Genomic DNA, 12,366 nt, shown 5'->3' on the forward strand with positions numbered 1-12,366 from the left:
TTAAACAGTAATAGGAGTAGCCGTGTAAATAATTTACACGGCTACTCTTTTTTAATTAACTAGTTACTTATAACAGTTCAACCCCGCTGGCAGCTAACTCCTGACGTACGGCTTCGGGCCAGATGCTTACTTGTACTTCCCCGATGTGGGCTTTACGCAGCATAAACATGCACACCCGCGACTGACCAATACCGCCGCCGATGCTCTGGGGCAGCGCGTCCTGGAGCAGCAGGCTGTGGAAGTGCAGGTCCTTGCGCTCGGGGCAGCCGCGCAGTTCCAACTGCCGCGTGAGGGCCGCCTTATCCACCCGAATACCCATCGACGACACTTCAAAAGCCGTTTCCAGGACTGGGTGCCAGAGCAGGATGTCGCCGTTGAGGCCGTAGTGGCCGGCTTCGTTTGGGGTGCTCCAGTCGTCGTAGTCGGGGGCGCGGCCGTCGTGGATTTCGCCGTGGCTCAGTTCTCCACCAATACCCATCAGGAAGATGGCGCCGTACTCCTTAGCGGCTTCGTGCTCCCGCTGCTTGGGCGTCAGGTCGGGGTAGCGCTGCAGCAGTTCCTCGGCGTACAGGAAGGTAATAGCCTCAGGCAGCACCGGCTCAATCTCAGGATACTGCTCACTTACCTGCTGCTCCACGGCTTTCAGGGCCCCGTAGATTTTCTCGACGGTTTCTTTCAAGTAGGAAATCGTGCGCTGCTCGGGCGTAATGTGCTTTTCCCAGTCCCACTGGTCCACGTAAATCGAATGGATGGGCGAGTAGTCTTCGTCGGGGCGCAGGGCGCGCATGTCGGTCAGCAAACCCCGGCCGGCCTCGATGCCCAGCTCCTGCAGGCGCAGGCGCTTCCACTTGGCCAGGGAGTGCACCACCACCGCGCGGCGCTCATCCAGGGCCTTGATGGGGAAGTGTACGGGTCGCTCCGTACCGTTCAAGTCATCGTTGATGCCGGTGCCATCGAGCACGGCAATGGGCGAGGACACTTTCACTAGGCGTAGCTGCCGGCTCAGCTCCCGGGCAAAGGTGTCTTTAACAAAGCTGATGGCCTCTTCGGTTTTGAGCAGGTCGACGGGTGCCAGGGCACGGACGGGGGTTTGCAGAACGGTTTCCATACGGGTAGAAGGGTTATGATGTGAAGGTTTGACGAATTGAACCAGGACGGAAAAGGCACTAAGGAGCCGCCCGCCCCGAAGGCAGTTTTTTGAATCCAAGAAATTCCCTGACGGGTGGTAAAGGCAAAAAAATAAGCCTTCCGTTATCCGGAAGGCTTATTAAATGAATTGTTCTTTTTCCTTTATATGAACAACGGCCTTCCAGTCCCGAAACAATTATTGTTCGAGTTATTATTGAAGAGCACGTTATTGAAGAATTGCATGGCTTGCGCTATTGTCTTTGCATTGCCAAATAGGAAACAATATTTTAAACTTCCAAACATTACCCAAAAAACAGCACAATTTTTTTCACACTCAATTGCTTACAAACGTGCGTTAGTTAATAAAAAAAAAGCTTATTCCGAGTCGTTCGTGCGGCCTTCACGCACGTCGCGCACGGCTTCGGTGAGGTAGCTGGGCACCTCGGCCCCGGGCTGCAGAAACTGCAGTAGCCGCAGGTACTTGGCCCGCCCCTCTTCCAGCATGTAGGTTGGCACTTCCACCGTGAACAAGCTGAAAGGCTCCGCCTTCTGCACCCCGACGAGCAGAAACCGGTCGGCGCGCAGGGCGTCGAGGTAGAAGGCGGCCTGCCGGTCGTAGTCGTAGCCGCTGCACTGGGACAGAAAGTGGCTGTAGTCGCGGGCCATGGTGGTTTTGAAGTCGATGATGGTATAGCCCCGGTCGGTGTCGGGGGCCACCAGGTCGGCGCGCAGCTTGCAGACGGTATCGGTGGTGGGCTCGGTGAAAATGCAGCTGGGCTCGGGCGTGCCGCGCTGCAGCAAATCGTTCAGATAGGGGTCCAGCTTCACGCCTTCCACCATCCACCAGATCAGCGAGTCGTTGATACCGGGCTGCCCGGCCTGGTAAAGCTCGGGCTCCAGCAGGGCCGTGTGAAAGGCCGTGCCCAGGCCCAGGGCCCCGTTCATCGAGGACGGCTTTTGGTAGCGGCCGTTCAGGGCGTCGCGCAGGCGCGAGAGGTCGGAGTTGGCAATGGCGGGCAGAGCGCGATAATCGTCGTAAGGCAGGCGCAGCAGATCGGGGCGGCGGAAGGAGTCGGTTATTGGCATAGAGAATAGATAACAGCGGGAAGCGGGACAATGTCCCGGTATTCCTACGATATTTTGCCATAGACAGCGTAAAAAGCCCCGCCCTGCCGGTAGCAGAGCGGGGCTTTCCTCAAAGGCACGTACTTCTTAGCGCGGATTGATGGGTCGGGCGCGCAGTAGCACCATGCCCAGCCCGTACACGGCCGCCACGCTCAGCAGCAGTTTAGTCAGGCCCCGATAGGTGGTGGCCAGCTCGGGCCGGCTGGTAAACGTGTGCGTCGGCTCCCGGGCGTAATCGTCGTGAGTGAACTCGACTTTGCGAAACAGAAACGGGTAATAAAAGGCGCGCAAGGAGTCGTGGTAGCGGGTGGCGCTGCGCTGAAACGCCAGGTGGGTGGGCAGGTCGGTGCCGGCCAGGGCGTTGAGGCTGCTTTGGGCGTTGATGGCCGGGGAAAGCAGGTTGAGCTGCTCCACCAAATCGTAGCGCTGCTGCAGGCCGCGGGCGTAGGCGGCGGCCTGCGGAGCTACGGCCAGGTCGCCGAGGTGCTGAAAGGCGTAGTACCAGCGCCACACAAACCGCTCCCGGATGGTAGCCGTGTCGCGCCACTGCGGGTAGAGGGCGAAAAAGCGGTTCATGGTTTCGGTTTTTGGCCGGTCCCAGCCCGCATGAATTTCCTCACGCTGCTTGATGGTCAGCTCGATACCCTGGGGCACGGGCCGGGCGGCGGCCACGGCCAGGTTTAGCAGGCTGGGCACCAGCATCACCAGCAGCAGCCACACCCCGAGCAGGGCCACGGCATTGACGGCCGAGGGGCGCTGCAACGCCGTGACGACCAGGGCCACCCCAAACCAGAACAGGCAGTAGAGTACCGTCAGCAGCAGCCAGGTCAGTACGCGGCCATCGGCCGGCACCCCGGCCCACAGCATCCCGACCACCGACAGCAGCAGGGCCAGGCCCAGCACCAGGCTCATCCGAAAGATCAGCTTGGCGCCCACCACGTCCGCCGGCCGTACCGGCTGAGCCAGCAGCAACACCAGAATACCCTCCTCCCGCTCACTGGACAGCAGGTTGAAGCTCAGAGCAATAATGAGCAGCGGCAGCAAGTAGACCAGCACGAAGGCCAGGTCGAAGTTGCCGCTGAGCATTTTCATGGGGTTGGTATTGTCGGCGGCGTAGAGCTGGTTTTGCAAACCTAGCAGGCGCAGCTTCACGTAGCTCGGGTTCACGTCGCGCAGACCCAGCGACAGGGCGGCCCAGGCATCGGGGTGGTGCACGGCGAAGCGGGAGTGATAGTAGCCGATGTCGCCGGCGTCGGCGGGGCCGGGAAACTTCTCCTGCAGCTCGGCCACATTGCGGCGCGTGAGTTCGGGCAGGGCCGCCAGGTGCTGGCGCTGCCGCTCGATTTCGGTAGTGCCGTAGTAGATGCCGTAGAGGCCGGTAAGTAACAGCAACCCGCACAGCAGCACCAGGCCTTTGGCAGCGCGAAAGTGGCGCCACTCGTAGGAAAACAGAATCCAAAAAATACGCATCAGCTTAAGCAACAGAAGTTTTAGCAATCAGCCGCAGGCCCAGCCAGCTCAGCAGGCCCGCCCAGAGCAGCAGGGCCACAATGGGCAGCAGCAGTTGGGGCAAAGCCCAGCCCAGCCCGGGCGTTTGGTAGGCAAAAACCGGCAGCTCGCGCCAGGTGCTGGCATCGAGGCGGCGTTCCTTGTCGCCGTAGCCCATGCTGGCCTGCAAGCCGTTGAGGCGCTGTACCAGGCTGTAGCGGTAGGCTTCGGCAGCCTGCTGAAAGTGCACGTAATGAGCAAAGTCGGAGCCGGCTAGCCCCATGGACAGCGGCCGAATGGCCTGGTACGGATTGAGCAGTCCGGCCCAGTCGGAGAGGCGATTTTGCCGCTCGTAGGTGGCATTCAGGGCCGCAAAATGCTGCTGGTACACCTTGCTGGAGTACTCCTCCCCCGCCGCCATCTGCAGGCCGGCCACACTCACCGGCAGCTTTTCCTCGGAGTCGACGCCGTATTTTTTCAGCAAATCGGCCTTCAGCGCGGCGGCCCGCTTATCCTGCGGGTCGTGGCCGTTGAGGCCGTGCTGCGCCTCTTCGTGCACGTCGGCATCCATCTGGGCCTTGGTGCTGGCCGGAAAGAGCGAGGCACCCAGGTTGGCCGTAGCCTTGGGCAGAATAATGCCGCTCAGAATCCAGAAACCCAGCAGCGTAACCAGGGCCGCCCGGGAGCTGGTTTGCCGGGCCGACACCACTACAGCGCCCACCACGAACAGGAAAAAGTACACCGCGTAGCTCACCACGAACAGTCCCAAACGTGCCGCCAGATCGAGGTCGGAGGCAAACTCCTCCCCGGCAAATAGCAGGGCCGCCGCCAGCAGCAACGTCGGGGCCACGACCAACGCCACGGCCTGTCCATAGCCCCGAATCTTGCCCCAGGCCACTTGCCGCATGGTCAAGCCCTGGCTGAGCAGCAGCTTCAGGGTGCCGGTTTCGCGCTCCTGGGTGAAGGCTCCGAAACACAGGAAGATGATGAGCAGCGGCACCAGCAATTGCAGCACGAAGGCCACGGTCATCTCCCCAAACCGCAGCAACGAGCCCGACTGCTGGGCCGCGCTGAAGTTGACGCTGTTCTGCTGGTGGGCTTCCAGGTACACGGCGCTACCCGTAAACGAGTCGACGCCGGAATCGAGCAGGCTCAGGCCCGACTTGGGCCGGAAAGCGAAGGAGCCGTAGTGGGCTACCCGGTGCGGGTGCCGGGCCGGCTGGTTCCGAAACTGCTCATTCACCGTGCCCTGGGCCAGCTGCCGCTCCTGCTGCAGGGTGCGGTAGGAGGCGCGGCCCACCAGCGTGGCGGCCAGCAGCAAGGCCAGCACCAGCGCGCTCAAGACCACAAACCGGGTGTCGCGCAGGGTGCTGATGAATTCTTTTTGGGCAATGCTATGTATCATCGGCTAGTTCATGTAGGTGAGGTACAGCTGCTCCAGCTCCTGGGCGTTGAGGGCGTCGGTGGGGCGCACGTCTACCAGCTCCCCCTCGCGCATGATGCCCACCCGGGTACCGACTTCCTTGGCCCGGAAGATGTCGTGGGTGGCCATGAGCACGGCCGTACCCTGCCCGCTGAGGCGGCGCAGCAGCTCCGAAAACTCGTTGGACGCCTTGGGGTCGAGGCCGGAGGTGGGCTCGTCGAGCAGCAGTACTTTGGCGTGCTTGGCCACGGCAATGGCAATACCCACTTTCTGACGCATGCCCTTGGAGTAGGTGCCCACCCGCCGCCGGGCCGCTTCCGCCGGCAAACCGGCTTCGGTGAGGTAGTCGAGCAGCTCAGCCGGTGGGTAGTTGTAGCCGGCCAGGCTGCTGAACAAGGCCAGGTTTTCCAGGCCCGTCAGGTGTGGGTACAGCATCACCTGCTCGGGAATGTAGGCCAGGTATTCCTTGATTTTAAGCGGATTGGCTGCTACTTCCAGCCCGCCCACGAAGGCCGCCCCGGACGTGGGCTGCACAAAGCCCAGGAACAGGTTGATAGTCGTGGACTTGCCCGCGCCGTTCTGGCCCAGCAGACAGAAAATTTCGCCCGGGGCAATTTGCAGGTTTAGCCCGCGCAGGGCCAGCTTGTCGGCGTACTGCTTGCGCAGCTCCCGGGCTTCGAGAATGTAAGTCATAGAAAAACAGCTAAGTGGCCAGGCATTGCGCCTCAGAAAGTGTAGCCCACCGTGGCCATGAAATTGCGGGGGGCACCGGGGCTGACCCGGAAAAAGTCGTAGCCGCCGACGAAGTAGTACTTGTCGAGCAGGTTATTCACGTTGAGGTGGAAGTTGAACTTGCCGGTGGTGTAGAACAGGGCTGCGTCGAGCACCGTGTAGCTCGGCCAGTAGGCCCAGTACAGCTCACCGGTGCTGGTATTGACCACCTGGTTTTCGGTGCGGCGCTGGCTTACGTAGTTGCCGCCCACGGCCACGCCCAGCCCGCGCAGGGCCGGCGTTACGAAGGTGTACTTGGTCCAAAGGCCAGCCGAGTGGCGGGGGGCATTGGCCAGTGGTTGGCCTTCCTCCACCGGCAAAGCTGCATTCAGCACCGCGGAGTGGTTGAAGGCGTAAGTGGCGTTCAGGTTCAGGTTGGGCAGCAGGTTGCCGGTTAGTTCCAGCTCCGCTCCGCGCGAGCGGACCAGGTCGTTCTGGCGGTATATTGTCGTTCCATCGGGCATCAGCGCATTAGTCGGCACCAGCTGGTTGCGCTTCACAATCTGGTACACGGCCACCGTGCCCAGCAGGCCTTTGTTGAAGAACTCGCCCTTCAGGCCGGTTTCGAGCTGGTAGCTGGTTTCGGTATCGAAGGGCGTGCTGCGGCCGTAGCGCTCCGGAAAGCGGATGTACTCGGGCTTGAGCGGCCGAAACCCAGCGCTGTAGGAAGCAAAGTAATTCAGGTTATCCCGCAGGGCGTAGGTCAGGCCGGCGCGGGGCAGCAGCTGGCGCTGCTGGATGTTCTGGCTGCCGTCGCCGTAGTCCCGCTCGTCGGCAAAGAGCTCGTAGCGCACGCCCAGCAGCAGGGCCAGGCGCTCGGTCACGTCGAGCTGGTCCTGCACGTACAGGCCCGTGGTGTGGTAGACCGAGTTGATGTAGTCGACGAAAAACTGGGGCAGCGGCCGGCGCACGTACTTGGTCGGGTCCTGAATTTCGTACAGCGGCTTCTTCAAATCAAACGTCAGCGGCGTTGCCACCCCGTTGACCAGCTTTTGCCGGGCTTCAAACATGGTGCTCTGCGGGTCGGTGGTGTAGCGGATGTAGTCGACGCCCGCTACCACTTTGTGCTGCACCGGGCCGGTAGCGCGGTTGAGCACGAAGTAGGCGGCCAGGTTCTTAGTGTACTCCTCGGCGCGCCGGTCGAAGTAGCGCAGGTTCATCACCGTATTGGCCGGCGCGTCGGCGTAGGTGTTCAGGGTGCGGTGCTCACTCAGGTCCTCGTGATAGGTGAAGTCGAGGTAAGAGGCATTAAACGACAGCCAATCCGTGAATTTTTGGTTGAGCGAGGCATTGAGGTAGTAGGTACTGGTGCGGAAATAGTCGCTGGGCTGGCTTAGGGTAAACGAGCGGGGCAGCGCGTACAGGTCGCCGCCGCGAATAACCAGCCCCCGGTCCAGGTAGCCGTCGATGTGGGTATACACCAGCTCGGCGTTGACGGTGGTTTTGTCGGTGGGCCGGAAGGTAACCGTGGGCGCCACCATCACCGAGCGGGTATCGTTCACGTCCCGAAACGTATTCGTCTTTTCGAAGCCCGCGTTGAGACGGTAGAGCACGTTTTTCTGCTCGTTGAGCGGGCCGGTCAGGTCGGCCGTGGCCCGCATCGTATTAAAGCTGCCGGTCGAGAACGTGAGGGCCTGTCGGGCCACATCCAGGGGCTTTTTAGTGACCATGTTTACCGTGCCGCCGGGGTTGATGTCGCCGTACAAAGCTGCCCCGGGCCCTTTCAGCACTTCCACCCGCTCCAGGTTAATCGTCAGCGGGGCCTGGGTAAACGAGTTGCCGTAGCTGAAGCCCGAGCGTAGCCCGTTTAGCAGGCGGAAGCCGCTTTCGTAGCCGTTGCGGAACCCCCGAATCGTCAGGTCGTCGTAGTGCGAATACTGTGTGACGCCGGCCACGTTCTTTACTACCTCCGTGAGCCGCAACGCCTGCCGGTCTTCCATCAGCTCCTTGGTCACGGTCGAAATAGACTGGGGCACGTCGATGACGGCCGTGGCCGTTTTGGTGCCTACAAAGCTGTAGTCGCTCTTGTACGTGGTTTCCTTGCGACCCAGCACTTCCACTTCCTGCAGGGCCGTGGTGGTGGGCTGCAACAGAAAGTCAACGGTCAAATCGGGCGTTTCGGCGCTGAGTACCACCGTGCGCCGGGCTTCCTGAAAGCTTAGGCTGCGGGTAATCAGGGTATGCTCACCGAAAGGCAAGGCCAGGGAAAAGTGCCCATCGGCGGCACTCAAGGCGGAAAACCGTCCCGACTGGTCCAGGATAGAAACACCTTCCAGGCCGTGACCATCGGGGCCGGTGATATGGCCGTCGAGGTGGCCCATAGCCGTTTGGGCCGCTGCCAGCCCGGGCCAGAGCAGCAGCAGAAACAGGAAAAGTCGTTGCATAAAAAATGGGCAAGCCCGGCCACAACTGCCAGTGGCACCAGGGCGGGATGAAGTCGAGAAGAAAAAGGGAATGGGCCGCCAAACCGCGCACACGCAGTGGGACCAAAGTGCCGGAGCTACCGGCCGCGGGAAAGAGCCCGGGCCAGCGGGCCGGGCAGCAACGAAGAGTGGGCCAGGAAATTCCGGAAGCCGCAAAGCAAGGCAACGGCCGACCCGGCCCCGAAAGGCACGGAGTCATACGAGGCAGCCATACGGGCTGCTGCCAGGAAAATTAGTGACTAAGCCCGGGCAGTGGGCGGGCCGCGCAGACTAGCCCCTTCCAGCAGGTGGCTGGCCCGGCATACGGGGGCCTGGGGCCGGTATTCGGCAAAGAACAGCAGGCGCACCGGCTCGGCCAGGCGTACGGGCGCGGCCGGCGCAAACGGCGCATTGTAGAGATTATCAACGTGGCAGTGCTGGTGCTTGGCCGACAGCATGGCCTGGGGGCCAAGCTTTGCGGTGCGGACTACAACCGGCGCATCTTCGGTGTGCTGGTGCTGATGCAGGCGCAGCAAGGCTGCCTCGGGCGTCAGCACCCGGGCGAGCAGCACGATAAGCAGCCAAGCTATGTTTCTGCGCCAATTCTGCACGTTTCGCCTTTGCAATGAACCACAAAGGTAACCACGCATTTTACTCATGCAACATTGCTGCATCAAATTAAAGCTCGACCGTTCAGCAGAAAGACCAGCGGGCGGCATGGGCCGAAGGTGGGCCGACGAATCATCAAACCTGGCCTAGCCCGTGCATATACTCCTGTATCACAGGCACAAATAGTGGCGCAGCGGCCGTCAGGTAGTCGCGCTCAGCAGCCGTCCAGTGGCGCGGGTGCCCAAAGACGCAGGGCTGAAGAATGCCCCAAAGCTGCCCCTGCTCGGTAATATGCGCATGCACTAAGGCCCGATGACCAAAGGTGGTGCGTTCAAACTCCCGGTTGAGCACCTCGGGGCCCGCGGCGTGTACGTCGTCCACAAACACCGAGGGCTGGGCGGCCAGGGCAGCCCGAAACAGCGGGTCCTGCTTGGGCAGTTCGGTGGTGTCGTCCTGCCAGTCGTGGCGCGGGTCGGGCACGGCCTCATGCAGCCGCCAGACGAAGGCAATACGTCCCCGCCCCTGCTTGGGGTCGCGCACGTAGAGAAAGCACCGGTCTACCGCTAGGTGCGGGCCCACCAGGTCCAGGGCGTGCTGCAGCGTATCGGCGGGCGGTGCGGGGCTGGTCAGCACGGCGTGCAGATCGGTCAGGGCGGGGCTGTTCATGGCGGGACTGGGTACAGGTTTGGGGGCGGGATGAAGACAAGGCACTTATCCTTTTGGCATACGCAACCGCCCGGAAAGGGCTGCGACCAGACCACATTACCCCTTAGTCATGGCCCCCTGAATCGAGGGCAAAACTCTACATTTACCGCCTACTTCCTCCTATTTGTCCTATGTCATTTTCCATTCAACCCACGCTGGAAAATCAGCAGGTTTTGCTTCTGCCCTTGCAGGAAGAAGATTTTGCCGCCCTGTATGCTGCCGCCTCCGACCCCAACGTCTGGGCGCAACACCCCAACAAGGACCGCTGGCAGCCCGAGGTATTCCGGACGTTTTTCGCAGGTGCCCTGCAAAGTGGCGGAGCGTTTAAAATCATCGATAAGGCCACGGGCGAAGTGGCGGGCAGCACGCGTTTCTACGGCTACGACGCGGCGGACGACAGCATCCTGATTGGCTATACTTTCTACGCCACGCGCTACTGGGGCAAAGGCCTGAACCAGTTGGTGAAGACGATGATGCTCGACTACATCTTTGCCTTCGTCTCGCAGGTCTACTTTCACATCGGCGCGGGCAATATCCGGTCGCAAATTGCCATCGGTCGGCTGGGGGCCGAAAAGATTGCCGAAGAGGAAATAGCTTACTTTGGTGAAGCGCCCAAGCTCAACTTCGTGTACCGCGTTACCAAAGAGCAGTGGCTGGCACGCGCCTGACCGGCCGCCAGCAAACGGCAAATCCAACCAGCGCTATAGCTGCCAAGTAGGCAAGTACTTTGACTAGGCCCAGGAGGCAGGCCGACCAGTTGGCAAAGGTTGTTTCCTAACCAATCCGGGCTTGCCGTGTTAGTGCAGCACAATGGCAGCTTCTTATACGTATACTTCCGAGCTCTACAACCACCCGGCGCTGACCAGCAGTGCTGCCCTGCCCTGGCCCGGGGTGCGGGTAGAGCATTATCAGATGGAAGCCATGTCGCTGCCGGCGCACGCCCACGAGCAGCATCTGCTGCTCGTGCATCAGGGGCAGCAGCCCGTGGTGGCGAGCCGGCAAACCGGGCGGCGCGTGGAAGCCGACCAATTCCGGGCCGGGGACGTGGGATTGTATCCCGGGGGCGAGTATGGCCCGTTTGCCTGGGACGGGGCCGTCGATATTATTCAGGTCCACCTCGATGCGCAGGTGCTCGAAACCCGGGCCCGCCGCGACCTGGACCTGGCGCACTTCGCCTTGCACGAACGGTTTCGCTGTGAGGATGGCCTGCTCGCCCAGGTGGCTGCCCAGCTGCTGGCAGCCACAAATCGGGCCCATACGCTTGGGCAGTTGTACGCCGAGTCGCTGGCCACAACGCTGAGCTACCATCTTATTGAGCACCACGCCACGTTTGAGCGCCGCTTGGCGTCTGCTGAAGCGGGTGGGCAATTGCCGGCTGTGGTGCTGGCCCGCCTAGACGCGTACCTGGAAGCCTCGGCCGAGCAGCCCATTACGCTGGAGGCCCTGGCGGGCCTGGCCAATCTGAGCGTGTTCCACTTTTCCCGCCGCTTCAAGCGCACCACCGGCCGCTCGCCGTACCAGTATGTGCTGGACTGGAAAATCCGGCGGGCCCGCACGTTGCTACGCGCCGGCGAGTTGCCGGTGGCCGCTATTGGCGACGCGCTGGGCTTTGCCTCGCCGGCTCATTTTGCGGCCGCTTTCAAGCGGGCCGTGGGCCAGAGCCCCCGGGCGTACCAGCAGAGTTAAGGGGGTGCGTCGGAAGCGCAAGAATGTGTAAGAAGAGAGCAAGAATCAGTTCTTGAGCCGGGGGTAGGTGCCGGACCTTTGGGGTACTTAATTCTGCTGCCAACCGGCAGTGGTATCGTTTCTTACCCTAGTTTCCCCAGCATGAAACCTCTTATCATAGTGGCCGGCGCAACCGGCGACTTAGGCGGCCGTATCGTGGCGGCCCTGTGCCAGCGCGGCGCTTCCGTTCGGGCCCTGGTGCGCCCCGGCACCGACTCCGCCATCTTAACCAGCCTGAGCCAGCACGGCGCGCAGGTACAACCCGTTGAATTCACCGACCCAGCCGCCCTGACCCGCGCCTGCGAGGGCGGCAGCTGCGTGGTATCGGCGCTGGCCGGGCTGCGCGAGGTCATCGTGGATACCCAGGCCCGGTTGCTGGCGGCGGCCGTCGCGGCGGGCGTACCACGCTTTATTCCCTCCGATTTTTGTAGCGACTACACCCAGCAGCTCCCGGGCACCAACCGCAACTTCGACCTGCGCCGGGAATTTCAAACCCAGCTGGAGCAAACCCCAGTTGCCGCTACTTCTATTCTCAACGGGGCCTTTGCCGAGGTATTGACCTACAACATTCCGCTGCTCGATTTCAAGCAGCAGCAGGTCGGATACTGGGAAGATGCCGACTGGAAAATCGACTTCACAACCAAGGATGATACGGCCGCCTACACCGCCGCCGCCGCGCTGGACCCAGACACCCCGCGCTTCCTGCGTATTGCCAGCTTTCAGCCCAGCCCGCGGGAGCTGGTCATGCTGGCCGAGGCGGCGGGCCGGGGCCGGTTTGAGCTAGTCCGGCTCGGCTCCCGCCACGAGCTGGCCACCCGCGTGCAACAGGTCCGGGCGGCCAACCCGGCGGGGGAACAGCAGCTTTACGCCGACTGGCAGCAGATGCAATACCTGCTAAGCATGTTCAGCGTGCAAAACCAGCCGCTCGACAATGCCCGCTACCCCGACCTGACCTGGACTCCTTTTCTCTCCTTTCTTACGGCTTAGTCT

12 protein-coding genes are annotated in these 12,366 nt (G+C 61.7%); 3 read left to right on the forward strand and 9 right to left on the reverse strand.

Annotated elements, in window-relative coordinates; translation table 11 throughout:
- Positions 1-67: 67 nt before the first annotated feature.
- From asnA to MUN80_RS21605, 9 genes are all read right to left on the reverse strand, one after another.
- Positions 68-1,108 carry an aspartate--ammonia ligase gene (gene asnA, locus MUN80_RS21570; RefSeq protein WP_244716240.1) on the reverse strand — a complete coding sequence of 347 codons (1,041 nt, stop codon included), beginning with the start codon at positions 1,106-1,108 and terminating at the stop codon, positions 68-70.
- 395 nt (positions 1,109-1,503) lie between these two features.
- Positions 1,504-2,214 carry a PD-(D/E)XK nuclease-like domain-containing protein gene (locus tag MUN80_RS21575; protein ID WP_244716242.1) on the reverse strand — a complete coding sequence of 237 codons (711 nt, stop codon included), beginning with the start codon at positions 2,212-2,214 and terminating at the stop codon, positions 1,504-1,506.
- A 126-nt stretch (positions 2,215-2,340) separates the two neighbouring features.
- Entirely contained in the window at positions 2,341-3,723 is a 1,383-nt protein-coding gene (locus tag MUN80_RS21580; protein ID WP_244716244.1) for an ABC transporter permease, read from the reverse strand.
- A 4-nt stretch (positions 3,724-3,727) separates the two neighbouring features.
- Positions 3,728-5,146: an ABC transporter permease gene (locus tag MUN80_RS21585; RefSeq protein ID WP_244716246.1), complete on the reverse strand. Its 1,419-nt coding sequence runs from the start codon at positions 5,144-5,146 to the stop codon at positions 3,728-3,730.
- 3 nt (positions 5,147-5,149) lie between these two features.
- Positions 5,150-5,857: an ABC transporter ATP-binding protein gene (locus tag MUN80_RS21590; protein ID WP_311136250.1), complete on the reverse strand. Its 708-nt coding sequence runs from the start codon at positions 5,855-5,857 to the stop codon at positions 5,150-5,152.
- A gap of 32 nt (positions 5,858-5,889) precedes the next feature.
- A complete protein-coding gene (locus MUN80_RS21595) occupies positions 5,890-8,319 on the reverse strand; it encodes a TonB-dependent receptor (protein WP_244716247.1) in 2,430 nt (809 codons plus the stop codon).
- A 116-nt stretch (positions 8,320-8,435) separates the two neighbouring features.
- Positions 8,436-8,570 carry a hypothetical protein gene (locus MUN80_RS26050; protein WP_262922024.1) on the reverse strand — a complete coding sequence of 45 codons (135 nt, stop codon included), beginning with the start codon at positions 8,568-8,570 and terminating at the stop codon, positions 8,436-8,438.
- Positions 8,571-8,597: 27 nt separating this feature from the next.
- The gene (locus MUN80_RS21600) at positions 8,598-8,909 is read right to left on the reverse strand and encodes a hypothetical protein (protein WP_244716249.1); all 312 of its coding nucleotides are present in this window, start codon (positions 8,907-8,909) and stop codon (positions 8,598-8,600) included.
- A 172-nt stretch (positions 8,910-9,081) separates the two neighbouring features.
- A complete protein-coding gene (locus MUN80_RS21605; RefSeq protein ID WP_244716251.1) occupies positions 9,082-9,612 on the reverse strand; it encodes a GAF domain-containing protein in 531 nt (176 codons plus the stop codon).
- A gap of 170 nt (positions 9,613-9,782) precedes the next feature.
- On the opposite strand from MUN80_RS21605, the gene MUN80_RS21610 reads away from it, so the two are divergent.
- From MUN80_RS21610 to MUN80_RS21620, 3 genes are all read left to right on the forward strand, one after another.
- The gene (locus tag MUN80_RS21610) at positions 9,783-10,319 is read left to right on the forward strand and encodes a GNAT family N-acetyltransferase (protein WP_244716253.1); all 537 of its coding nucleotides are present in this window, start codon (positions 9,783-9,785) and stop codon (positions 10,317-10,319) included.
- A gap of 142 nt (positions 10,320-10,461) precedes the next feature.
- Complete coding sequence (locus MUN80_RS21615; protein WP_244716255.1) at positions 10,462-11,337, forward strand: helix-turn-helix transcriptional regulator; 876 nt, start codon at positions 10,462-10,464, stop codon at positions 11,335-11,337.
- Positions 11,338-11,478: 141 nt separating this feature from the next.
- Positions 11,479-12,363: an NmrA family NAD(P)-binding protein gene (locus MUN80_RS21620; RefSeq protein ID WP_244716257.1), complete on the forward strand. Its 885-nt coding sequence runs from the start codon at positions 11,479-11,481 to the stop codon at positions 12,361-12,363.
- Positions 12,364-12,366: the final 3 nt, after the last annotated feature.

Origin of the sequence: Hymenobacter cellulosivorans, assembly GCF_022919135.1 — a bacterium.
GTDB classification, from domain to species: domain Bacteria; phylum Bacteroidota; class Bacteroidia; order Cytophagales; family Hymenobacteraceae; genus Hymenobacter; species Hymenobacter cellulosivorans.